Raw genomic sequence first — 21,804 nt, 5'->3', positions numbered from 1 at the left:
CGTGATCATGTTCTTCACGTAGTCGGCGTGACCCGGGCAGTCCACGTGCGCATAGTGACGCGCATCCGTCTCGTACTCGACGTGCGCCGTCGAGATCGTGATGCCACGAGCCCGCTCTTCCGGAGCCGCATCGATCTGGTCGTACGCCTTGAACTCGCCGAACTGCTTCGTAATCGCTGCCGTCAACGTCGTCTTGCCATGGTCAACGTGACCAATCGTGCCAATGTTCACGTGCGGCTTATTGCGCTCAAACTTCTCTTTCGCCATCGGCGTCGCTCTCTGTCCAATCCGCTGTTTCGTCGATCGGTCTCGGCACGCTTTTGGCTTTCGACCGTGGGTGGAACGATTATCCTAATGACATAGGATCATGCGCCGTGTGACGTACCCTGGTCACTTCCGGCTGCGCCCCGCGAGTGGAGCGGGTGAAGGGAATCGAACCCTCGTCGTCAGCTTGGAAGGCTGCTGCTCTACCATTGAGCTACACCCGCACATCCGGCCATAGGGTGGTGGAGGAGGTTGGATTCGAACCAACGTAGGCTGAGCCAGCGGATTTACAGTCCGCCCCCTTTAACCACTCGGGCACTCCTCCCGACCCTATCCTTCGGCCGAAGCTTCCAGGATGGCTTCACGGCAACACCCCGCAAACGCTGCGGGGCCGATCCCGTGGGCGGTGTTATGCAGATCGGGCCCGAGGGTGTCAACGCAGTTTTTGCCTGTTTTTAAATTCCCAGGTGAAAAGCTTGCAAAGAACATATGCATCCGGAGGTCACGCGGTGTTATCCGATTGATGAATCTCCGCATATTTATGCTGTTCGGCTGGCCTCTCCACAGCGATTGGCGACATGGGAAACCAACGGCGGATCGCCCGCCAAACCACCGCTTTCATCCGTATGCGGCCTTCGCATGTCATCGCAATGCCGGTTGCCGGCGGAATGAATCGGGTTTATGCGGAGCGGATGAAAAGCCACCCGCCCGGAAAACCCGCTGCAGGCCGGTCACAAAGGCAGCGAAAACATACCGGCAAGCCGGATATAACTGGCCCGGTGCGCCTCTACGGCCTTCACACCGTGGAGGCGGCTTTCGCCAATCCCGAGCGCAAGCGCCATCGGTTGTTCGCCACGGCGAACGCGTTGCGTCGCCTTCAGGAACGAGGCGTATCGAGCGATGTTCCCGTAAAAGAGGCAACGCCCAAGGCTCTTCAGACTATGGTTGGGAGGGATGCCGTGCATCAAGGCGTCGTACTGGAGGCAGACCCCCTGCCCGCATACGGCGTCGGCGAGTTGAAGGGCGCCCGGCTGGTTCTCGCGCTCGATCAGGTAACCGATCCGCATAACGTCGGCGCCATCCTGCGCTCCGCGGTCGCGCTTGGCGCCGACGCTGTGGTGACTACGGAAAGACACGCGCCCGAGGAAGGGCCTGTACTTGCGAAGGCCGCATCGGGTGCCCTCGATATGATTCGCCACGTACGCGTGAAGAACATGGCCCGCTTCCTGGAGGAAATGGGCGCGCAGGGCTTTCAGCGAATCGCGCTGGATAGCGAAGGCGAAGCTTCGCTTGAGGATATACCCTTCGCGGCGAATGTGGTCCTTGTACTGGGCTCCGAGGGGAAAGGCGTGCGTCAGGGCGTGCGTGCCGTATGCGACCGTCTCGCACGGCTCGACATGCCGGGCAAGATTCGCTCTCTCAACGTATCGAATGCGGCAGTCCTTGCGCTTTATATTGCTAGGACGATCATACGCGAACAATAGCTTTACTGCGATTTCATCCATCTTTATAGCAATAAATTTATTTCGAGCTTAATTCATTTAATATACCATGAATTATATATTCTAACAGCAAAAATATAAACTCTAAATTATTATGTCTTTTATTTTTCCATTACCTCGAATTAACGACTCCTCAACCGCAGGGGAATGCGGGCCAATGTGGTTTTTTCCGGAGAGCCGATTATTACTTTGCCAAAAATCAAATCCGAACAAAGTAATCTCTCCACAACCTATCAGCCGCGAAACCAAATCGACTGCCATAAGCCCTGTCGACGGCCGGCAACCAACCCTCGAGTATAATTCTTCCCACCAAGAAATTGGATAAAATATTAGTGTATTTCTCTCAAGGTCCGTTAATTTATCTCGGAATTTTGGGGTCATCCATATAATATTTGGCGCGGCGTCAAGTACTCTCGGACCTCGAAAGCCCGAAACCATTAAGATATCTGTCCGACTTCCTAAATACTTATAATGAAATTCATTTATTATGAAGCCATTATTTAAACGGACGACAACATCAAAAGAATCAATATTATTCTCCCGCTGAAATATAATTTCAGAATTCCCAACGATCGCAACACGGCGATTGTGAATCACCCTACCAATATGGCAAAGGCAACGGCGGTTTCTATCATTCACCAACGGGTTTAAAGAGCCAGTCAATCTGCCTATCTCCAATCTTCTCTACCAAAATATATTCGAACTTAGCTAACAGTTTCTCAGGTGCATCCGGCTCTCCGTAACGTGCATTCTGCTGATGTTTGTTTTCAATCATTATCCACGGTCGAAATGCTTTTATCGTCTTATAGGCCCCATTCAGAACCTTTGCCTCGTAACCTTCGACATCAAGTTTAATAAAAGAACATCCTACCAGTTCTAGGCTGTCTATAGTTATGCACTTAACATCCCCCTTCCCACCGACGAAGCTAGTAACCGTGCGGGCATCTTGCGGTGTGACAATCGAAACACACTCGTCTTGATCGGAGAGTCCATTCGGATATGTTCTAACAATGGGGCTAATACCCCATTCGTGTACATTCCGTTCGAGGCACTCATAAGCACATGCATTTGGTTCAAAGCTATGAACCTCAGAGAATAATTTTGCCATAAGCCTAGTCCAAGACCCGACGTTCGCGCCCCCATCTACTGCAATATCAAATTTCGGAACTAACTCCAAAGCCCGTTTAAGGTGACCAATTTGAACGCCTTCGTTATACTCGAAGCTTCTTTTACTTTTCTCCAGATTTGCCCCTGGCCTCGCATCACCGTCCGGTATCCAAAAATCGCCAATTTTCTGCATTTTACATCCCACTTATCGCAGAGGGGTTATTATCAGATTCGTACAACTTTAGCTACCAATTGACCCTAGACTTCAGGAGTCCTCCGGCTTGATGAAGAGTCCGTCGCAATCGGGAGACGGACGGAATGAAGCGTGCACGATTCAGGGAAGAAGAATTCATCGATATCTTGCGGGAGCAGGAAAGTGGCCAGAAGACGGCCGATGTTTGCAGGCGACAAGGCATCTCGGAGGCCACTTTCTACAAGCTCAAGGCCAAGTTTGGGGGCATGGATGTGTCTAATGCCCGCAAGCTGATCGCGCTTGAAGATGAGAACGCGAAGCTTAAGAAGCTTCTGGCCGAAGGCATGCTCGACAACGCTTTGCTGACGGGTGTTATTTCAAAAAACGGTGACGCCCGATGCAAGGCGAAGTGAGGTGGCTCACCTGTGCTGCGAGCATGGAGCGAGCCAACGTCGGGCGTGTGCGGTCTTGCAGGTTGACCGGTCGAGTGTTCGCTATCGAAGCCTTCGTCCGGATGATGCCGATCGGCATGAGGCCATGAAAAGGGTTGCCAGCGAACGCCGGCGCTTCGGCTACAGGCGCATTCACCTGATGCTGCCGCGTCAGGGCCTTGCCCTGAACCAGAAGAAGCGGCGGCGGCTTTAGGCGGAAGATACGCTTCAGGTTCGCAAACGTGGCGGCAGAAAGCGAGCACTTGGCAGAAGGCGGCCGATGCTTTTGCCCAGCAGGACAAATAGCAGATGGAGTCTGGATTTCGTGTCAGACGCCTTCACGGACGGATGCCGCTTCTTGGTTTTGGCCGTGATCGACGATTACAGTCGCCAATGTCTGGCGCTGGTGGCTGATACCTCTTTATCCGGCCTTCGGGTCATCCGTGAACTCGATGCGCTCGTTCGTCTACCAGCAAACCGTCCGCCGTGGTCTCCGACAACGGAGCCGAATTGACCAGCATGCCCGTTCTCAAATCGTGTTAGGGGACTAGTGTCGACTGTCACTACATCCCCCCAAATCGATGCAGAACGGGTTTGTCGAAACCTTCAGGGATGAGCGCCTGAATGAGACGCTGTTTTCGTCACTCACTGAGGCCGGAAGGCAAATAATCGCATGGAAGAAAACTACAACCGCAACAGGCCCCATTCATCCCTGGGCAATCTCACACCCTGCTAATTCGCCATGAAAACGACATTGCAAACACGGGCCGCATGAGGCCAAAAATCAACCGAAGGACTCCACGCTGAAGTGGGGGTAACTAGGGTCCCATGTTATCTGTACTTGCGAAGGCCGCATCGGGTGCCCTCGATATGATTCGCCGCGTACGCGTGAAGAACATGGCCCACTTCCTGGAGGAAATGGGCGCGCAGGGCTTTCAGCGAATCGCGCTGGATAGCGAAGGCGAAGCTTCGCTTGAGGATATACCCTTCGCGGCGAATGTGGTCCTTGTACTGGGCTCCGAGGGGAAAGGCGTGCGTCAGGGCGTGCGTGCCGTATGCGACCGTCTCGCACGGCTCGACGTGCCGGGCAAGATTCGCTCTCTCAACGTATCGAATGCGGCAGTCCTTGCGCTTTATATCTCGCGCGGAGGGATGAGACTTCCCAATTCCCCTTCGGTGGCGGACAATATGTGAATCCCGGCTTCAAACACGTCCAAACCTGTGGACATGGGGCACATTTTCCGGCATCTAGGGGCGGGTTTCGGGACATGGGCCCTTGCTGCTCAACGTCTTCCGCCTTTTTCCTTGCTTTGCCATTGCGCCAAAGCAGACCAGCGCCGGTATAGCTCAGCTGGTAGAGCACCTGATTTGTAATCAGGGGGTCGCGGGTTCGAATCCTGCTGCCGGCACCAATAAAATCAATCAGTTAGTCATATAATCGCACCCACAAGCAGCGCCAGGGTAACACCTCGGGTCACTAACCCTGAACGTTGTTACCGACAACGGAGCCCTGGAGCGCGTGTAGCTCACATAATCGTCCTGCGGCTATTGGGACGTCTCTAAAATCGTCCTTGCAAGCGCAAGGAAAATGCCGATCCGCCGAAATGCAACGGCAAGTACAGTTAGCACGGACACGAGCGGAGATATTCCGGAAGCGTATTCCTGCAGCACTACGCCGCGCCCGGGCTAGCACTGCGTCACAATACGGCTAATCGGCGAGGCTGCGGGCATCGACTGCGTGATCGTCAATGTCGCGCCACGGATCCTGTGTCTGTCCAAGCCGGCGGAAAATCGTCTTTAGGTCATACTTGCGTGGTGACATGTCGGAGGACAGCGCTTCGTCCCAATTCAAAGGCGTCGCCACAGGCGCGCCCGGCCGAGCGCGCACCGCGTAGGGCGCGACGAACGTCTGGCCATAGGCGGTGCGGAACGTATCGACCAGCACTCGGTCGCCGCGTTGCGCCTTGCGCTGCTTCGTCGTGGCCAGGCGGGGATTGGCTTGCGCCAAGTTTTCCGCAAAATGGCGCATGAAACGTCTCAATGGCTCAAAGCCCGCCGTGCGACGCAGCGCGATCACGATATGGAGACCGCGCGATCCCGTGGTCTGAACGAAACTTACGATCTTTCTGGAATCGAGCTCATCGCGGATAGCGCCGGCCACCTCCTGAACCTTGGAGAAGTCATCGTCCGAAGGATCGAGATCGAAGACCAGGCGGTCCGGCCGGTCGGGCCGGTCCACGCGAGCCACGCCGAGATGCGGGGTGACACAACCCTGATCCGCCAAGTAAACCAAAGTGGCGGCGGAATGCGCCAACACGTGACGCACCATCCCGTCTTCCTTTGCCACCTCCCGACGCTCGATCCAGTCGGGGAAATAGTCGGGCGCATGCTTTTGGAAAAAACCAGCCTCAGCGATCCCGTCGGGAAAGCGTTGCATCGTCAGCGGGCGCCCACGGTAGTGCGGCAGGGCGACATTCGCGATACGAGCGTAGTAATCCGCAAGATCGCCTTTCGTGATCCCGCTTTCGGGAAACAACACTTTTTCAGGCTTCGAAACCTCGATCCTGTGCCCTTCGAGCTCAAAGACTTTGCCGGTCAAGACGGCCTCTCCCTGACGACATCTTCGGCCGCCTTGTCCCGCCGAAGGCCAAGAAAACGGGGATGGCGCAGCTTCCCGTGCTCCGTCCATTCCGTGAACCCGATTTCCGCCACGAACTCGGGGCGAACCCATATGGCGCCAGCTACGTCAGGCGCCGGATCAAGGGGCGAGGTATCGCGCCGCCGCTTCTCAAGGCGTTTTCGGAAATCATCGAGAAACGCGTCGTCGAAACCGGTACCCACCTTACCGGCGTAGCGTAGGATCCCCTCCTCGTAATAGCCGAGCAGCAGGGCGCCGAAGCCCTTTCTCTCACCCTTTGGCGGCGTGAAGCCACAAATGACCAGTTCCTGCCCCTTGGCGCATTTGAATTTCAGCCAGTCACGCGAGCGCCCGTGACGGTAAGGGGCATCCGCACGTTTTGCGATTATCCCCTCCCAGCCTTTCTCGCAGGCCATCTGGAAGTAATCCTTACCCAACTCATTGCGATGCTGCGTGTAGCGAAGCGGATCGCAAAATCGAAAGACCTTCCTCAGCAGGTTCTTGCGCTGGCGCAGCGGCAGGCCTTCGATATTGCGCCCGCTGACGTGAAGAAGGTCGAACAGATAAAAAAACACGTGGATTCCGGAAGCGCGGGCATCGGCAGCATCCTTGATCTGCATCCGCCTCTGAAGACAGGCAAAGCTTGTCACCTTACCGTCGAAGGCTACGACCTCGCCGTCGGCGACGAAGTCTTGCACGGGCTGACATGCGAGGGCTTCGGCCAATTCAGGGTAGGTGTCGGACACATCCTTACGATTTCTCGTCAGGAGGCGAAGATGGTCGGCTTCCCGAAAGACGAGGACACGCTCTCCGTCGAACTTTCGCTCAAAGAGCCAGTCAGGGTCTGAAAATCTCTCCTCCGTCAGGACCGCAAGCATGGGCGCGCACCACTCGGGATGGGCCGCTGCTTGCGCGCCTAAGCGATCCATTTCCGCCACGGGCATGTCCCCCGCCATCATGAAGGCCCCTTCTCCTCGCCAGCGATCTCTTCAAGCGTCCGGCCACTAACAACCGACTCCGGCTCAGTAGACACCGGGTTGCGGCGCGCGTCCGCCTCGTCGTCATCCATCTTCACCAGAAGCCAGTGCCCCTCATCGTCATCGATGCGTTGGAGCGCATAGCCGCCCGAGAGCTTTTCGCCCTTCAGCCGGAACAGCGCATGACCGCTACCCAGCGCCTTATCCATCGGCTTCAGGTTATCGTCCTTCCACGTGATGTTCTGGTAGGTGCCTCGATCCCAAATCAGCACGGTGCCGGCGCCGTATTCCCCCTCTGGGATGGTGCCCTCGAATTCGGCGTATTCCAGGGGATGGTCTTCTGTCTCGATCGCCAACCGCTTTTCCGATGGGTCGGTCGAAGGTCCCTTGGGCACCGCCCAGCTCTTGAGGACGCCATCCACCTCAAGTCGAAAATCGTAGTGCAGCGTGCTCGCATCGTGCTTCTGGATTACGAATACCGGCTTCTCACCCGACGGTTCAGATGAACCTCGCGGCTCGCCGCTCCTGGAGAGATCGCGCTTTTGCCGGTACTCGCTAGTGGACATTGTCATCGCCTTTCGTCAGATGGCAGAAGTTTAACCAGCGGCCCGACCGCGGGCTTTATTCCGCCACGGACCCGAGCCTGCGAATGAACTGCCCGGCATCGATATTGCGATCGATGACGATGCCGCCAATCGGCGAAGGGTTGGTGCCACGTTCCAGCCCGATCTCCGCGAGGTTCAACGCCCCATCCATTTCACGCATATCGGCAAATAAATTTTGAAGTTCAGCCTTCTCTCGGTCAATTTCCCGCTGGCGCCGGTGAGGCAGGCCACAATCGCATGAACGTCGGGAAGGGTCACAGCCACGCCAGTTTTCATTCAGCTTCCCCTTACAGAAATCTCCCGCAAGTCGCCGAGGCGAATAAAAGCTTAAGCCATTATTGACCCAATACAAACGGCTCGTTCCGCAAGCGCATTTTCGATCGTTTTTTCCGAAAGCTGACTGATTGCCGGCAGCACGCTTCTGAATTCTTCTCTATGCTCTATCGACATCGGGAGAGCCGGCTCATGACGAAGGGGAGAAAGCTTGCTGCGATCCTTGCGGCGGATGTGGCCGGTTTCAGCCGGCTTGCGGGCACCGACGAGGAACTCACGCTCGCGCGGCTGCGCGCGCTGCGAAGCGATCTCATTGACCCGACGATCGCCGTGCATCATGGGCGAATTGTGAAACGAACGGGCGATGGCGCGCTGGTGGAGTTTCGCAGCGTCGTCGATGCCATTCGCTGCGCCATCGAGGTTCAGACCGCGATGGTAGAGCGCAACGCCGGCCTGCCGCCCGAACGCCGCATCGATTTCCGCATCGGCATTCACATAGGCGACGTGGTGGAGGAAAGTGACGGCGACCTGATGGGCGACGGCGTGAACATCGCCGCACGCCTTGAAGGCATGGCGACGCCGGGGGCGATATGCCTTTCGGAAGACGCTTACCGGCAGGTGCGTTCGCGGCTCGACCTTGCTATCACCGATCTGGGCGAGACGAAGCTGAAGAACATTTCCGAGCCGATGCGCATCTATGCGCTGCAGGTCGGTGCGGCCGGAGTTTCCCGGTTCGCCGCCGGCGGCGAAACATCACTTTCCGACAAACCCTCGATCGCCGTGCTGCCTTTCGACAATATGTCCGGCGATCCTGAGCAGGATTTCTTCGCAGACGGTATGGCCGAAGACCTCATTACCGAATTCTCGCGGATGCCGTGGTTTTTCGTGATCGCGCGCAACTCCAGCTTCACCTACAAGGGCCGCGCGGTGGACATGAAGCAGGCGGGTCGCGATCTTGGCGCTGCCTACGTTCTTGAAGGTAGCGTGCGCAAATCAGGCAACCGACTGCGCATCACCGCCCAGCTTATCGACAGCGCCACCGGTTCCCACGTCTGGGCCGACCGTTACGATCGTGAGATCGCGGATATCTTCGACATTCAGGACGAAATTACTCGGGCGATCACCGCGGCCGTGACACCGGAATTCGTATCGGCGGAGGTCCGCAAGACACGGCGCAAGGACCCCTCACAGCTCAGTGCGTGGGAATGCGCAATGCGCGGGCGCGCCCATGTCTGGAAGATGTCGCGCGAGGACGGGGTCGAGGCGCGCCGCCTCTTCCAGCAGGCAATGGAGCTTGCGCCCGGCAGCGGCCTGGGGGTTGCCGATCTCGCACTGGTTCATCTTTACGAGGCGTTTTACGGCTGGAGCGAGAATCGGGCGGAATCTTTCAAAGCAATGCTTGCCACCGCGCAATCGGCGGTCGAGATCGACGAGCACGATCCGATGGCCCTGACGATCCTGGCGGTTGCGCAACTTTTCTCCCGCGAATTCGATGCGGCCCTTGAGACTATAGAGCGCGCATTGGCGATCAGCCCGTATTTCGCCGCTGCTGTCGGCGTACGCGGCTCGGTGTTTGCCTGCGCGGACGAGCCGGACCTTGCGATCGCCGCGGTGAAACAGGCGGTACGCCTCAGCCCGCACGACGGTTTTCTGCCTTTCTGGTACATGACCCTGTGGTGGGCTTATCATGCCTTGCAAGATTACGAAGAGGCTGCGGCCCTCGCCCGCCGGGCATGCCGAGTTGCCCCCGGCAATCCGTCGCTTCGCCGTCAGTTCGCCGTCTCGCTCCATATGCTGGGAGACGACGAAGCTGCCCACAATGCCTTGGCAGAATATCTCAAGCTGATGCCCAAGGCGACTGTAGACGACGCTCGCCACATCCCCAGCAAGAACCGGGAACATCTGGAGCGTTTTCTCGCCGCCTTGCGCGCGCTCGGTCTCCCGAACGGGGAGGGTTGATATTAATTGGCGCCTCCCCCAACTCTTATCCCATACCAAGTCAAGTTACCGCGTGATTTAGAATAGATATTCGGACCTTTCGGTCTTCGAAAAATATCAATGTTGCGCCCCTTTAACAGATTTGTTTCTGCGCCTGCCGGAGAAACGACCGGATGGCTTCCCAAGGGCGCCCGCGCTCCCGGCAAGGTCCAGCACGACGAGTTCAAGTCCGCCACGCCAGCAATTTGCGCTCCACCATGCCGATCGCGGCGCTGACGAACACGCCAAGCAGCGACAGGATGACCACACCGGCGAACAGGCGTTCGAGATCGTAAAGGGAGCCGGCTTCCAGGATATAGGCGCCGATGCCGTATTCCGCGCCGAGCATTTCTGCCGCCACCAGCAGAATGATCGCGATCGCCAGGCTTATGCGGAGGCCGGAAAGGATCCCCGGCATCGCACCCGGCAAAACGATCTTGCGGACAATCGAGAGCCAGGAAAGCCCGAAGCTTTGTCCCATGCGGATCAGCGTCCGGTCCACATTGTCCACCGCCCCATATGTGGCAACCACGGTCGGCGTGAATGTGCCGAAGGCGATAAGGGCGTATTTCGACCCTTCGCCAATGCCGAACCAGATCACGAAAAGAGGCAGGAGCGCGATCTTCGGAATAGGGAAGAGCGCCGCGACAAGCGGAACAAGGCCGGATCGTACAAGGCTGAAAAGTCCGATCAGAATACCGACCATGATCCCTGCCACAACGCCTATCGCAGAGCCCACGGCCAAACGTGACAAGGATGGCCCCAGGTGATCGAACAGAAGACCGGTCTGGATCAAATCGCGAAACGCGGTCAGCACGTCCGATGGTCGTGGCAGCGTTAGCGCCGAGATCCAGCCCTCCCGCGTCCCCCATTCGGCAAGCGCGATCAGCACCGTGAAAACCACGAATGCGACCCAGCGCTGCGGCCTGGGCGCAAAGCCGCCTCCACGGAAGGTGACTGCACGGCCACCGGCCGCATCGGCATTCATCGTTGCATCAGGCATTCATAAGCTCCGCATCGGCGGCCTGCGCCTCGGCGCGCATGAGTTCCCAAAGATGTTTCTGCCGGATCTCCAGATCGGGATCGCCGAGAGTGCGCTCCTGGATCGGGCGGTCGAGATGAACCACTTCCCGGATTTGCCCCGGCCTGCGCGACAGAACCACGATGGAGTGGCCAAGCCTGACGGCCTCGCCCAAATTGTGGGTGACATAGACGGCGGTAAAGGGCTGGCGCTCATAAAGGCTGACGAGGTCGTCCATCAGAAGCTCCCGCGTCTGGCTGTCGAGCGCCGAGAGCGGCTCGTCCATCAGCAGAACCGCCGGATTTACGGCAAGCGCGCGGGCAATCGCCACGCGTTGCTTCATTCCCCCTGAAAGTTGCTTTGGCAGCGCCTTGGCAAAATCACTCAATTTCGTGCGGGCAAGCACGTCCGCGATGATCTCGTCAGCCTCATTGCCCCGGATGCCATGATCCTCAAGCACGAGCGAGACATTGCCATAAACGCTTCGCCATGGCAGCAGCGCGAAATCCTGGAAGATGTAGGTGAGCGGATTGAGGCACCCCTCGGGCGGTTCGCCAATCTGCAAGACCCTCCCTCGCGCCGGTTGCTCCAGGCCACCGATAATGCGCAGCAGCGTAGATTTCCCGCATCCGGAAGGGCCAACGATGCAGACAATGCGCCCTGCGGGAATTTCGAGGGTGATGTCGCGCATCACCTCGAAGCCGTCATAAGAGTGGCCGATGCCTTCGAGCCGGATTTCCATGGTGCTCCTCAAGTCGTCGATTCAGCCGCACCCGATCTGACGGCGATCAATGGGAAGCACAAGAGGAAAATCGAAATTCAGACCACCTTGACTGTCATGCTTCCGAGGCTTTCAATCGAAACTTCAATCACATCACCTTTCGTCACCGCTCTCACGCCGGACGGCGTGCCCGAAAGAATGATATCTCCCGCCGCCAGCTCGAAATACTCCGAAAGATACGAGATCATCTCCGGAACTTTCCAGATCATCTGATTGAGGTCGCCTTCCTGCCGTACCTGTCCGTTGATCCTGAGTTCGACGCGCCCGCTATCGGGATGCCCGACTTCGGATACAGGGTGAAGAGGCCCGACCGGCGCCGACTGCTCGAACGCCTTGCCGATCTCCCAGGGACGGCCGAGCTTCTTGGCTTCGCCCTGCAAGTCGCGGCGGGTCATATCGAGCGCCAGGCCATAGCCGAAGACATGGTTTAGCGCATCGTCCAATGCGATGTTCCGCCCCCCGCTTTTCAGCGCAACCGCCATCTCCACTTCATGATGGACATCGGAGGTCTTTGGCGGGTACGGAAACTCGCCGGACGGGTTAAGATTGTCCGGGTTCTTCTGAAAGAAAAACGGCGGCTCCCGGTCCGGATCGTGCCCCATTTCGATAGCGTGCGCGGCGTAATTCCGCCCTATGCAATAGACCCGGCGCACGGGGAAAAGCGCCTTGGTTCCCGCGACCGGAATCGCGACAGCAGGCGGTTGTTCGATAACGAATTGCGGCATGGAATCCTCCGACAGGGTTATTGCGCCGGTTTAATCGCACACCGGAGGCTCTCAGACCAATGCTGATTGGTTGAGCAATCAGCTTCGAGTACCCAATTTGCTGATGAATTCCGGCACTCCGGAGCGCGGAGATACAATCTCTTCGCTGCGCGCCTTCATCATGGCCGGGCTTTACCGGCCCCCCTTATGTGCTCGATTGCGCTTTCCAGAGAACGAACCGCTTCTTCCCGGTCAGATCGTGAAAGTACGGACTTTTGAACCCTAATGCTAATTCCGGGAGTTTCGAGACGAGCAATATCTTCGCATCCCACGCCTGACGGCTTGATTTGATACGCCCTCACGCTCTTGGAAAAGCCTTTGGGCTTAAATTCCGTCTTCCTCGCATCTCCAATCGCTTGCCTGACAAGATGGTAAGTCTCATTGTCGAGCAGGATTTCACCCGCCGGGGCATGCTGCTGAAGGCGCGCAGCCAGATTTACCGGGCTGCCGATCGCCGTATAGTCCAGCCGATCCTCGCTCCCGAAATTACCGACAGTGCAATATCCCGTCGCGATACCAATCCGCAGCTTGAATTCTTTATCGATTCCCCTGTCGTTCCATTTGGAAGCCAGCTCGCCGAGCTTTGATTGCATTTCCATAGCCATGGTCACGCAGGCAGTCGCGTCGCGCTCTACGCCCCTGGAAACCGGATCACCGAAGAACGCCACGACGGCATCACCTATGAACTTGTCGACCGTTGCGCCATGCTCCACGGCCACCTTCGACATTTCCGTCAAATACTGGTTCAGCAATTCGGTCAGCTGTTCGGACTCCAGCGCATCGACCAGTGCCGTGAAGCCGACGATATCGGAAAAGAACACGGTCAGCTTCTTTCGCTTCGGAGCAATCTCTACATTTTGCGGCGCGGAAAAAATGGAAGAATAGATCTGCGGCGAAAGATATTTCGACAAGCGGGATGATAGCGACTCAAGCATTTCTGTCTTCGAGAATGCTTCGACTTCGCGTTTCTTCAATTCAGTGACGTCCGTATAGACCGAAGCAATGCCGCCGGCACTCGTCTTGTGTTCGTTTATCTGGAGCCAGGTCCCGTCAGACAGCAATTGTTCGATCGGTTCCTGCGTACCTTTACGAATGCGCTTACGCATTTCGATATAGTTTTCGATCCCGCCCTTCTCGTCGATAAGCGGAAGCATGCCGGCTTCATATGCAGCTCTGATGATGTCCCAGAAAACCGCGCCGGGCTCGACCATGGCGGCCACTTCAGCGTTGGCTGCCCTCGCGAAATATTGCCGGTAGTTGGAATTGCACAGGACAACGCGATCGTCCGCGTCGAACAGGACGATACCTTCCGATATGGATTCTATGGCATCGAGCAGGTTCTGGCTCGCTTGTTCCGCTTTCCGTTGCGCGTCCTTCAGATGGGTTTCCGCCAGCTTGCGCGAAGTGATGTCGCGGATTGCGCCGATAAGCCGAACCGCTTCTCCATTGTCCTGGCGGATGCAACGGCCATTGTCAGCCACCCAAATGTAGTCGCCGATCGGGCGCCGCAACCGATATTCCGCGCGCATGCGATCCGAAATACCCCTGATGTGCTCGATGATGGCTGCCTTGTATCCGTCGAAATCCTGCGGATGGATGCGCCTGTTCCAATCTTCCGCCGTCAGCGCCCGCTCTCCAAAACCGACAATGGCATTGAGCCGACCGGACACATGAAGTTCTCCGCTGGAAATATTCCAGTCGTAAATCCCTTCCGAAATGGCCTCGCTTACGAGCGCATAACGGTCCGAAAGCGTTTGAGCGTTGTCTTCGTTCCGCTTATCGAAGCGGGAAACGCTGTCATCCACGGACATGGGCCCTCTCGCGCAATGTCGGCCTCGGCCAAAGCTTACCCGCGCGAAGCTGGCGCCGCAAACGGCAGCCGCTTTTCGCGGTGACAAGAAAGCTCACAGCCGCGTCCATTGACACAAAGGCTTATTCCTGCGCCACGTGATCAACTCCCTAATGATCATTGCGGGATAGTCCACGCTCCTGGGCGCGCAGCGCATAAAAAGCAGAAAAAATAGTTTATTGAGAAGTTTAAAAATTGACAATTTTCATTGATTATCAGCCAATTGGCCTTACTATCCATATCCGATCCGAAGTGCTGGCAGGCAGACAGGGCCGACGGGAGCCTGTCGGCCCCACGCCCAGATACGGGAAACCTCGCAGATGGCTATTCGGGTGGGAGTTATCGGTACAGGCGTCATGGGGGCGGATCATGCACGTTTGTTCGACAGGGGAATCCGGGGCGCAATTCTTGGCAGCGTCGCGGATCCGGACAAAGAACGGGCAAAAGCGGTTGCCGGCGATGTGAGCGTTTTCTCCGATCCGCTCATGCTGATCCGCTCTTCACAGGTGGACGCGGTCGTCATTGCAAGCCCCGATCACACGCATCGGGATATCGTGATGGCCTGTCTGGAGGCCAAGAAACCGGTTCTTTGCGAGAAACCTTTGGCTATTGATGCAGCTCAGTGTCTCGAAATCGTCAGGACAGAGGAAAAGCTCGGCCAGAAGTTGGTGCAGGTCGGCTTCATGCGCAGGTTCGATCCCTGTTATGCGGAGTTGAAGTCGACGCTTCAATCCGGCTCGATCGGCACCCCGAGGATTGTGCACAATCAACACAGAAACGCCCAGGCGCCGGAGTGGTTTACCGCGCATATGGCGGTGACAAATTCATTCGTTCACGAAATCGACGTCACCCGTTGGCTTCTGGGCGCCGAGTTCGTCCGTGGGTACGTAACAGAGGCGCCACGCACTGGAGATGCGCCGAAGGGAGACCCCCTCATGATCATGCTGGAAACGGATACCGGCGCCATCGTTTCCACGGAAGTATTCATGAATGCGGCCTATGGCTATCACGTGCATTGCGAGATCGCGGGAACGAGCGGTACCGCTTCCATGGCCCATCCGGCGCTGACCCGCACAAGGCTCGATCGGGCCGAGCGCGGCGAATTTCCGGAAAACTGGATACCGCGTTTTGCCGATGCTTACCGGATCCAGGACCAAGTCTGGATCAATTCCCTTTTGGACGGAACGCACGCAAATGAAGGCGCCACGGCGTGGGACGGTTTCGTGGCGACATCGATCGCGGAACAGCTCGTCAATGCGATCGAAACAGGCACGCCGGTCGATCTGGTCCTGCCCGAGCGCCCGTGACCTGGGATAGCGCGATTGACGTGTTTCCCAGCGACGCTGCGTTAATTGTTACGCTTGATCACGGTGCACTCCCTATCGAACGTCCGGTCATAGCTCACTGTTTGAGCCAATCGACAAAGGCCTCCCCATAGCCGGGATGCCACCGCGAGAGTGGAGGACGATTTTCCGCAATATCGCCGGCGGCCCAAAGGATCCGCTTTTCGTCCGTCGCGTGATCGACTTCATTGTCGGGGCAAAGGATGTAGAAGTCTTCACGCCCAAGCGCGTCGAACAGAAATGCCACAGTCTCTTCCGGCGTCCACGCGCCGTCGGGCTTTTCTATCCGGCCGCGGGCGGTCAGCGGGGTGAAGACGAAACCGGGGATAAAGAGGCGCGCCTCAACCTTGCAAGCCGGCGTGCTGCGCAGTTCGTGCTGCAACGCCTCTGTAAATACCTTCACGCCGGCCTTCGACACATTGTACGCAGGATCGCCCGGCGGCGTCGTGATCCCCTGCTTCGACCCGGTGTTGATAATGAGTCCGGGACGGTCGGCAGCGATCATTTCCGGCGCGAATATCTGCGCGCTTCGAATGACGCCCCACATGTTTACGTCAATTATCCGTTGCCAGGTATCCTCGATGTCAAAGATCGAACTGCCGGGCTGCACTCCGGCATTGTTCATCAGAACGCTTACCTGCCCCCATTCCGCTTGAACCCTCGCTTTCAACGCCTTTAGCTGTTCGACGTGTGAAATGTCCGTCGGCACGGTCAGCACACGTCCATCACCGCCCAGCGTATCCCGCGCGCTATCGAGAGCCTTGCCCGGAAGATCGGCAATGCAGACGCGGAGTCCCAGGTCGACGAACCTCCTCGCGGCCGCAAGTCCAATGCCGGACGCGCCGCCTGTAACGATCGCAATGTTTCCCTTACGAACCGCTTCATGCATGGTCTTTTCCCTCCCGCTTTTCGGAACATCCTCCAGATAGAGCACATAAGCGCAAACAATGCTTGCGGATACCCGCGTAGCGAAAAATTAATTGACAATTACGCCTTCATGCAATGATTATTGCATATTATTACCTTACGTAAATAAGAGCTGACGGCATAGAATAATGGCAAACCGGGTGCCCAGAACATTCGGGAGGAGGATGCCACGTGAGCCTGCTTGAGCTTAAAGGCGTTACGAAGAGTTTTGGTGCGATCCACGCCCTTCAGGGCATCGACATGACAATCAGCGAGGGCGAAGCTGTCGGGCTAATGGGCGACAATGGCGCCGGCAAGTCGACATTGATGCGCATTATCGCCGGGAATTTCCTGCCGACGGCGGGAAAGATCATGATCAACGGCTCTGAAGTGCATTTCAACAAGCCGGTTGACGCGCGCAACAACGGTATCGAGATCGTCTATCAGGATCTTGCGCTTTGCAACAACCTCACCGCAGCTGCAAACGTCTTTCTCGGCAGGGAAATCCGCAAGAAATTCGGCCCGATCAGCTATCTCGACCATAAGGCGATGTTTGAAAAGGCCGGTGAACTCTTTCGGGAACTCAAGTCCGAAACCCGGCCGCGCGATCTCGTGAAGCAGATGTCCGGCGGCCAGCGCCAAGCCGTGGCGATCGCCCGAACCCGCCTGTCCGATCCGAAACTTGTCCTCATGGACGAGCCGACGGCGGCGATATCGGTCCGCCAGGTCGCCGAGGTCCTGAACCTTATCCATCGCCTCAAGGATTCGGGCCACGCGGTCATTCTGGTTTCGCACCGTATGCCGGACGTCTTCGAGGTTTGCGACCGCGTAGCGGTCCTGCGCCGCGGCGCCAAGGTCGCCGACAAGCAAATCAACGCAACGAGCCCGGAGGAAGTCACGGGGCTGATTACGGGGGCGATTGAGAACGCATGACCGACACGACGCAGAAATCGCACGCCGAGATCGATGAAAGCATCACTTCTCGTCAGGAGATGTCGGGGCTGCAGGCAGCGTTGAAAACCCAGCCGTTCTGGGTGTTCGTAGCGATTATCGCGATCGGTGTCGTCATGAGCTTCGTCTCGGACGTCTTCCTTACAGAGCGCAATTTTTTCAACATTACCCGGAATTTCGCCTTTTTCGGCATCATGGCGCTTGGAATGTCCGCGGTGATCTGCACCGCCGGGATCGATCTTTCGGTCGGCTCGCTGATGGGCCTCGCCGGCATCGTTACCGGCCTCGTCATGCAGGCCGGTTACGGCATCGGGTTCGGTTTTATCGCCTGCATGGGGGCGGCCGCCATCGTCGGGCTCGTCAACGGCGTGCTGATCGCATATCTCAGAATGGCGCCATTCGTCGTGACGCTCGGGATGCTGGCGATGTCCCGCTCCATCGCGATGGTCATCTCCAACAACAAGATGATCTACGACTTCGGCCCCGATCAGGACCTCTTCGAATGGATCGGCGGCGAGAGCGTGTTCGGCGTCCCCAATCCCGTGTGGGTCCTCATGATCCTGACCGTGGTGTTCTGGTGGGTATGGCGCTACTCGACCTGGGGCCGCTGGGTCATCGCGATCGGCGGCAACGCGGATGCCGCAAAGCTTGCCGGCATACCGGTCGAGCGCGTGATCGTCTCCGTCTATGTGCTGTGCTCATGTTGCGCGGGTCTGGCCGCCTTCCTGCTGGTTGGCTGGTTCGGATCCGTGACCAATGCGCTCGGCCTGACGTACGAACTCAACGTCATCGCAGCGACCGTCATCGGGGGCGCAAACCTTATGGGAGGCGTGGTCTACGCCTTCGGCGCGCCGATCGGCGCCGCTCTCATGGAACTTATCCGTAACAGCCTACTGCTCGCCGGTATCGACGCCCTTTGGCAGCAGTTCTTCGTTGGTCTGTTCCTGATCCTGGCTGTGCTTCTGGAACAGATCCGCAATCGCGGCAGGTCTTGAGAAGAACCATCCGCGCCTTCAAACCAAATGGGAGGAGACCATCATGAAGAAACTGATGTGTGCAGCAATCATGGCGGCCGTAACGCTGCCGGCTGCCGGCGCCCTTGCCGCCGACTATAATTTCGCGCTCGTACCGAAGGCGATGAACAATCCATTCTTCGACCTGGCACGCGACGGTTGCTACAAGGCTCAGGAAGAACTCGAAGGCGTAACCTGCAACTATATCGGGCCGGGCGAGCATACGGAGCTTGAGCAAATCCAGATCGTTCAGGACCTGATCAGCCAGGGCGTGGACGGGATAGCCGTCTCGCCGTCGAACGCGCCCGCCATGGGCAAGGCCCTGAAGGCGGCTGTCGACGCAGGCATTCCGGTAATGACCTGGGATGCGGACCTGCTTGAGGAGGACAAGGGAATCCGCGCCACCTTCGTCGGAACGAAGAACTACGATATCGGCGTAAACCTGGCGAAAATTGCGATGGAGCGGCATCCGGACGGCGGCAAGGTCTGCTTGCAAACCGGCGGTGCGGCGGCCGCCAACCACAACGAACGCCTGAAGGGCATTCGCGACACGCTTGCCGGCAAAGACATGGGCACACCTCCGGGCGAACCGCTTAGCGGAGAAAACGGATGGACCGAGGTTGCCGGCTGCCCGCTCATTACAGATGATGATGGCAACAAGGCGATTCAGGGTATGACCGATATCCTGGCCAAGGAAGCCGATTTGACCGCGTTCATTTCAACTGGCGCCTTTACCCAGTGGTTCGACAACGCCTATCGTCAGGCCGCCGAACCTTATCAGGACAAGATGGCGTCCGGCGAAATGTCCATCATCGTGGCTGATACGCTTCCCATGCAGATGGCCCAATTGAAAGACGGCCTGTCAAACGGTCAGGTTGGCCAGCGCCCGTTTGAAATGGGGTATCGTGCGATGTTCGTGCTGAAGGATCTGGCGGAAGGCAAATCGGTCGACGATCCGATCTACACCGGCCTCGACGTCTGCACCCCTGACAACGTCGACAGCTGCCTTGCGCAGTAACGGCCCGTAACAAGGCTTGCGGCCCCCGGCTGTCGGGGGCCGTTTCTTTTGGAGTGATTGATGAAGAAGATACGCTACGCCGTTGTCGGCGCCGGATGGATTTCCCAGGAAGCTTTCTTGCCTTCGGTCGCGCAGACCGGCAATTCCGAGATGACGGCAATCGTCACCGGCAATGCCGCGAATGCCGCGAAGCTCGCGGATTTCTACGGCATCGAGCATGTATTTGCCTATGAACGCTATGAGGAGATGCTGGCCGCCGACATCGTCGACGCCGTCTATATCGCCCTCCCCAATTCATTGCATGCGGACTATGCGATCCGTGCGTCCAGGGCCGGCAAGCATGTCCTGGTCGAAAAGCCCCTTGCCATAACAGTCGAGGAATGCGAGGCGATGATCGCCGCCGCAGATGAAGCGGGCGTCTTCCTGATGACGGCCTACAGGCTCCACACGGACCCGGGAACAATCGAGGTGCTGGAGCAAATCCGCAACGGCAAGATCGGCGACCCGCGCATCTTCACTTCCATCTTTTCCTATCAGGCGACGGCAAGCAACCACCGGCTAAAGGCCGAACACTGGGGCGGGCCGCTTCAGGACATTGGCGTTTATTGCCTCAATGCAGCGCGGCATGTCTTCGCGGCCGAGCCGGTCGAGGCGATCGCCATGAAAGGTAGTGGCGACAATGATCCGCGTTTCGACGAAGTCGAGGAAGCCATCGCCGTCACGCTCCGCTTTCCCGGGGGACGTCTCGCTCAGTTCGTCGCAAGCTTCGGCGCCGATACGCTCGACACCTATCGCGTCGTCGGCACGAAGGGGGAAATCACGCTCGAACCGGGCTTCCGTTTCGAAACGGATACCAACCTGCGCCTGCGGCAGGACGAAGTTGTCGTATTGGAAAAGCCTTCGCCTTCGGTGGATCACTTCGGCGGTCAGACGGCGTATTTCTCCGATTGCATCCTCAACGGCGTCAGGCCGGAGCCTGATGGTGAGGAAGGCCTGGCCGACGTTCGCGCCATGCTTGCCATCGAGCGAGCGGCCGCCACCGGCAAGCCTCAGAAAATAGACACACCGCCGCGCCCCTCTCACCCGATGCCGGAGATGGTGCGGCATATCCCGAGAACCGATCGCCGGCTGGTGTTTTGAAGATTGCACGAGGCCACGTTGTCAGGATCGTGCGATCTCGGCGATCCTGACCGCCCGCCCCTCCGCAATCGACTTGAATGCAGCTTCCGCCAATATCAGGGCAAGCCGGCCATCTTCGAAACCGACTTCCAAAAGTGCCCCGTTTTCAACAACATCGACGAAATGGCCGATTTCGGCGTTAAACGCCTCCGCATATCGTTCGATGAAGAAGTTGAGAAGCGGCGCGGAGACGTTCGTCGCATCCTTCACGTGCTTCGTTACATGGTTCATGCGCCGGTTTTCGGAAACGACCATCCCCTTGCTGCCGAAAAGCTCGACACGCTGATCGTAACCGTAGGCCGCTTCCCGAGAATTCGTGATGACCGCCTGCCTGCCGCTTTTCGTGACAAGCACCGCGACCACCGTGTCGTAGTCGTTGCATTTTTCCATCAACGCCGGGTCGACAAGGCGCGATCCCGTGGCGGAGACGGTTTCGATTTCTTCACCGAGCATAAAGCGCGCGAGGTCGAAATCGTGGATCGTCATGTCGCGGAAAATTCCGCCTGACGCTTCGATATATGCATCAGGCGCCATTCCCGGATCGCGCGAGGTGATGACAACCTGGTGCAGGTTCCCGATCTCGCCGTCCAGAAACGCCTGTCGCGCGGCGCGGTGGCCGGGGTCGAACCGGCGCACGAACCCCAGCATGATGGGCAGAGAGGTATCGCCAATCCGGCTCTTGCAAAGTTCGACCCGCTTGAGATCGAGGTCGATCGGCTTTTCGCAAAGCACCGGCTTTTCAGCCCGAACCGCGGCTTCGATATAATCGGAATGCGTGCTGGTCGCCGTGGCGATCAGAACAGCGTCCACATCCGGACTGGCAAACACTTCGTCCGCCGACTTGAAGACCCTGACGCCATGTGCCGACCCGCAATTTTCCGCGGCCACCGAATTGATATCAAAGACGCCCGCCAGTTCGGCATGCGGATGCGCGTTCACGTTCGCCGCGTGCATAACTCCGATCCGCCCGCAACCAAGTACCGCAATCTTCAACATGACAGCCCTCCCGGCT

The 21,804-nt window shown here is 57.7% G+C and carries 21 protein-coding genes, 3 tRNA genes and 1 pseudogene; 10 read left to right on the top strand and 15 right to left on the bottom strand.

The features are described from left to right. From HPQ64_RS11285 to HPQ64_RS11275, 3 genes are all read right to left on the bottom strand, one after another. A partial coding sequence (locus HPQ64_RS11285) for a GTP-binding protein (RefSeq protein ID WP_246270422.1) occupies positions 1–267 on the bottom strand: 267 nt, incomplete at its 3' end. A 147-nt stretch (positions 268–414) separates the two neighbouring features. After that, positions 415–488, bottom strand: a tRNA-Gly gene (locus HPQ64_RS11280). A 16-nt stretch (positions 489–504) separates the two neighbouring features. Further along, positions 505–589, bottom strand: a tRNA-Tyr gene (locus HPQ64_RS11275). A 343-nt stretch (positions 590–932) separates the two neighbouring features. Between HPQ64_RS11275 and HPQ64_RS11270 the strand changes: the two genes are divergently transcribed. Then, positions 933–1,748 carry a TrmH family RNA methyltransferase gene (locus HPQ64_RS11270; protein ID WP_246270421.1) on the top strand — a complete coding sequence of 272 codons (816 nt, stop codon included), beginning with the start codon at positions 933–935 and terminating at the stop codon, positions 1,746–1,748. 102 nt (positions 1,749–1,850) lie between these two features. Here HPQ64_RS11270 and HPQ64_RS20795 read toward each other — a convergent pair whose 3' ends face one another. Beyond that, positions 1,851–2,363: a glycosyltransferase family 29 protein gene (locus tag HPQ64_RS20795; RefSeq protein ID WP_425483817.1), complete on the bottom strand. Its 513-nt coding sequence runs from the start codon at positions 2,361–2,363 to the stop codon at positions 1,851–1,853. Between the two features lie 34 nt (positions 2,364–2,397). Then, the gene (locus HPQ64_RS11260; protein ID WP_172888422.1) at positions 2,398–3,066 is read right to left on the bottom strand and encodes an FkbM family methyltransferase; all 669 of its coding nucleotides are present in this window, start codon (positions 3,064–3,066) and stop codon (positions 2,398–2,400) included. Positions 3,067–3,191: 125 nt separating this feature from the next. On the opposite strand from HPQ64_RS11260, the pseudogene HPQ64_RS11255 reads away from it, so the two are divergent. The 3 genes and pseudogenes from HPQ64_RS11255 to HPQ64_RS11245 all read left to right on the top strand — a co-directional run bounded on the left by HPQ64_RS11255 (position 3,192) and on the right by HPQ64_RS11245 (position 4,909). Next, positions 3,192–4,233: pseudogene (locus tag HPQ64_RS11255) on the top strand (IS3 family transposase). 92 nt (positions 4,234–4,325) lie between these two features. Beyond that, positions 4,326–4,691 carry a TrmH family RNA methyltransferase gene (locus HPQ64_RS11250; protein ID WP_210260157.1) on the top strand — a complete coding sequence of 122 codons (366 nt, stop codon included), beginning with the start codon at positions 4,326–4,328 and terminating at the stop codon, positions 4,689–4,691. A gap of 142 nt (positions 4,692–4,833) precedes the next feature. Continuing rightward, positions 4,834–4,909, top strand: a tRNA-Thr gene (locus HPQ64_RS11245). Between the two features lie 296 nt (positions 4,910–5,205). On the opposite strand, the gene ligD (HPQ64_RS11240) is transcribed toward HPQ64_RS11245, so the two are convergent. The 4 genes from ligD (HPQ64_RS11240) to HPQ64_RS20625 are packed head-to-tail and all read right to left on the bottom strand — an operon-like array spanning position 5,206 to position 7,868. Continuing rightward, the gene (ligD, locus tag HPQ64_RS11240) at positions 5,206–6,096 is read right to left on the bottom strand and encodes a non-homologous end-joining DNA ligase (RefSeq protein ID WP_210260156.1); all 891 of its coding nucleotides are present in this window, start codon (positions 6,094–6,096) and stop codon (positions 5,206–5,208) included. Further along, positions 6,093–7,094: a non-homologous end-joining DNA ligase gene (gene ligD / locus HPQ64_RS11235; RefSeq protein WP_210260155.1), complete on the bottom strand. Its 1,002-nt coding sequence runs from the start codon at positions 7,092–7,094 to the stop codon at positions 6,093–6,095. Before ligD (HPQ64_RS11235) ends, ligD (HPQ64_RS11240) begins: the two co-directional genes overlap by 4 nt. Then, positions 7,091–7,684: a DNA polymerase ligase N-terminal domain-containing protein gene (locus HPQ64_RS11230; protein ID WP_210260154.1), complete on the bottom strand. Its 594-nt coding sequence runs from the start codon at positions 7,682–7,684 to the stop codon at positions 7,091–7,093. Before HPQ64_RS11230 ends, ligD (HPQ64_RS11235) begins: the two co-directional genes overlap by 4 nt. Before the next feature lie 49 nt (positions 7,685–7,733). After that, on the bottom strand, positions 7,734–7,868 hold the full coding sequence (locus HPQ64_RS20625) for a hypothetical protein (RefSeq protein WP_281358265.1): 135 nt from the start codon (positions 7,866–7,868) through the stop codon (positions 7,734–7,736). A gap of 314 nt (positions 7,869–8,182) precedes the next feature. Here HPQ64_RS20625 and HPQ64_RS11225 point away from each other — a divergent pair, with 314 nt between their 5' ends. Beyond that, the gene (locus HPQ64_RS11225; protein WP_172888420.1) at positions 8,183–9,949 is read left to right on the top strand and encodes an adenylate/guanylate cyclase domain-containing protein; all 1,767 of its coding nucleotides are present in this window, start codon (positions 8,183–8,185) and stop codon (positions 9,947–9,949) included. Positions 9,950–10,151: 202 nt separating this feature from the next. Here HPQ64_RS11225 and HPQ64_RS11220 read toward each other — a convergent pair whose 3' ends face one another. The 4 genes from HPQ64_RS11220 to HPQ64_RS11205 all read right to left on the bottom strand — a co-directional run bounded on the left by HPQ64_RS11220 (position 10,152) and on the right by HPQ64_RS11205 (position 14,344). Then, on the bottom strand, positions 10,152–10,970 hold the full coding sequence (locus HPQ64_RS11220; RefSeq protein WP_172888419.1) for an ABC transporter permease: 819 nt from the start codon (positions 10,968–10,970) through the stop codon (positions 10,152–10,154). Then, entirely contained in the window at positions 10,963–11,730 is a 768-nt protein-coding gene (locus tag HPQ64_RS11215) for an ABC transporter ATP-binding protein (RefSeq protein ID WP_172888418.1), read from the bottom strand. The genes HPQ64_RS11220 and HPQ64_RS11215 overlap by 8 nt, the downstream gene beginning before the upstream one ends. 77 nt (positions 11,731–11,807) lie before the next feature. Next, positions 11,808–12,494 carry a fumarylacetoacetate hydrolase family protein gene (locus HPQ64_RS11210; protein ID WP_172888417.1) on the bottom strand — a complete coding sequence of 229 codons (687 nt, stop codon included), beginning with the start codon at positions 12,492–12,494 and terminating at the stop codon, positions 11,808–11,810. Between the two features lie 158 nt (positions 12,495–12,652). Next, a complete protein-coding gene (locus HPQ64_RS11205) occupies positions 12,653–14,344 on the bottom strand; it encodes an adenylate/guanylate cyclase domain-containing protein (protein ID WP_172888416.1) in 1,692 nt (563 codons plus the stop codon). A 358-nt stretch (positions 14,345–14,702) separates the two neighbouring features. Here HPQ64_RS11205 and HPQ64_RS11200 point away from each other — a divergent pair, with 358 nt between their 5' ends. Next, positions 14,703–15,689 carry a Gfo/Idh/MocA family protein gene (locus HPQ64_RS11200; RefSeq protein ID WP_172888415.1) on the top strand — a complete coding sequence of 329 codons (987 nt, stop codon included), beginning with the start codon at positions 14,703–14,705 and terminating at the stop codon, positions 15,687–15,689. Positions 15,690–15,783: 94 nt separating this feature from the next. Here the strand turns inward: HPQ64_RS11200 and HPQ64_RS11195 are convergent, their stop codons facing one another. After that, a complete protein-coding gene (locus HPQ64_RS11195) occupies positions 15,784–16,614 on the bottom strand; it encodes an SDR family NAD(P)-dependent oxidoreductase (RefSeq protein ID WP_172888414.1) in 831 nt (276 codons plus the stop codon). Between the two features lie 209 nt (positions 16,615–16,823). Here HPQ64_RS11195 and HPQ64_RS11190 point away from each other — a divergent pair, with 209 nt between their 5' ends. From HPQ64_RS11190 to HPQ64_RS11175, 4 genes are read left to right on the top strand one after another with little or no spacing between them, the layout of a single operon-like run. Further along, complete coding sequence (locus tag HPQ64_RS11190) at positions 16,824–17,564, top strand: ATP-binding cassette domain-containing protein (protein WP_172888413.1); 741 nt, start codon at positions 16,824–16,826, stop codon at positions 17,562–17,564. Further along, complete coding sequence (locus tag HPQ64_RS11185; RefSeq protein ID WP_172888412.1) at positions 17,561–18,577, top strand: ABC transporter permease; 1,017 nt, start codon at positions 17,561–17,563, stop codon at positions 18,575–18,577. The genes HPQ64_RS11190 and HPQ64_RS11185 overlap by 4 nt, the downstream gene beginning before the upstream one ends. A gap of 43 nt (positions 18,578–18,620) precedes the next feature. After that, positions 18,621–19,613, top strand: a complete 993-nt coding sequence (locus tag HPQ64_RS11180) for a sugar-binding protein (RefSeq protein ID WP_172888411.1) — start codon at positions 18,621–18,623, stop codon at positions 19,611–19,613. A gap of 60 nt (positions 19,614–19,673) precedes the next feature. Continuing rightward, complete coding sequence (locus tag HPQ64_RS11175; RefSeq protein WP_172888410.1) at positions 19,674–20,753, top strand: Gfo/Idh/MocA family protein; 1,080 nt, start codon at positions 19,674–19,676, stop codon at positions 20,751–20,753. Positions 20,754–20,774: 21 nt separating this feature from the next. Here the strand turns inward: HPQ64_RS11175 and iolG are convergent, their stop codons facing one another. Beyond that, positions 20,775–21,788, bottom strand: a complete 1,014-nt coding sequence (gene iolG / locus HPQ64_RS11170; protein WP_172888409.1) for an inositol 2-dehydrogenase — start codon at positions 21,786–21,788, stop codon at positions 20,775–20,777. Positions 21,789–21,804: the final 16 nt, after the last annotated feature.

The sequence above is a fragment of the Hongsoonwoonella zoysiae genome (assembly GCF_013266695.1).
Classification (GTDB): Bacteria; Pseudomonadota; Alphaproteobacteria; order Rhizobiales; family Stappiaceae; genus Hongsoonwoonella; species Hongsoonwoonella zoysiae.
Note: the sequence above shows the minus strand (reverse complement) of the source record. Positions and strands in the feature narration are given on the sequence as shown.

What these genes read in the sequence shown, in the direction of transcription:
- HPQ64_RS11270 (WP_246270421.1), top strand. Translation starts at nt 933, where the DNA reads ATGAATCGGGTTTATGCGGAGCGGATGAAAAGCCACCCGCCCGGAAAA.
- HPQ64_RS11260 (WP_172888422.1), bottom strand. Translation starts at nt 3,066, where the DNA reads ATGCAGAAAATTGGCGATTTTTGGATACCGGACGGTGATGCGAGGCCA.
- HPQ64_RS11250 (WP_210260157.1), top strand. Translation starts at nt 4,326, where the DNA reads ATGTTATCTGTACTTGCGAAGGCCGCATCGGGTGCCCTCGATATGATT.
- ligD (WP_210260155.1), bottom strand. Translation starts at nt 7,094, where the DNA reads ATGATGGCGGGGGACATGCCCGTGGCGGAAATGGATCGCTTAGGCGCG.
- HPQ64_RS11230 (WP_210260154.1), bottom strand. Translation starts at nt 7,684, where the DNA reads ATGACAATGTCCACTAGCGAGTACCGGCAAAAGCGCGATCTCTCCAGG.
- HPQ64_RS20625 (WP_281358265.1), bottom strand. Translation starts at nt 7,868, where the DNA reads ATGGATGGGGCGTTGAACCTCGCGGAGATCGGGCTGGAACGTGGCACC.
- HPQ64_RS11225 (WP_172888420.1), top strand. Translation starts at nt 8,183, where the DNA reads ATGACGAAGGGGAGAAAGCTTGCTGCGATCCTTGCGGCGGATGTGGCC.
- HPQ64_RS11220 (WP_172888419.1), bottom strand. Translation starts at nt 10,970, where the DNA reads ATGCCTGATGCAACGATGAATGCCGATGCGGCCGGTGGCCGTGCAGTC.
- HPQ64_RS11215 (WP_172888418.1), bottom strand. Translation starts at nt 11,730, where the DNA reads ATGGAAATCCGGCTCGAAGGCATCGGCCACTCTTATGACGGCTTCGAG.
- HPQ64_RS11210 (WP_172888417.1), bottom strand. Translation starts at nt 12,494, where the DNA reads ATGCCGCAATTCGTTATCGAACAACCGCCTGCTGTCGCGATTCCGGTC.
- HPQ64_RS11205 (WP_172888416.1), bottom strand. Translation starts at nt 14,344, where the DNA reads ATGTCCGTGGATGACAGCGTTTCCCGCTTCGATAAGCGGAACGAAGAC.
- HPQ64_RS11200 (WP_172888415.1), top strand. Translation starts at nt 14,703, where the DNA reads ATGGCTATTCGGGTGGGAGTTATCGGTACAGGCGTCATGGGGGCGGAT.
- HPQ64_RS11195 (WP_172888414.1), bottom strand. Translation starts at nt 16,614, where the DNA reads ATGCATGAAGCGGTTCGTAAGGGAAACATTGCGATCGTTACAGGCGGC.
- HPQ64_RS11185 (WP_172888412.1), top strand. Translation starts at nt 17,561, where the DNA reads ATGACCGACACGACGCAGAAATCGCACGCCGAGATCGATGAAAGCATC.
- HPQ64_RS11180 (WP_172888411.1), top strand. Translation starts at nt 18,621, where the DNA reads ATGAAGAAACTGATGTGTGCAGCAATCATGGCGGCCGTAACGCTGCCG.
- HPQ64_RS11175 (WP_172888410.1), top strand. Translation starts at nt 19,674, where the DNA reads ATGAAGAAGATACGCTACGCCGTTGTCGGCGCCGGATGGATTTCCCAG.
- iolG (WP_172888409.1), bottom strand. Translation starts at nt 21,788, where the DNA reads ATGTTGAAGATTGCGGTACTTGGTTGCGGGCGGATCGGAGTTATGCAC.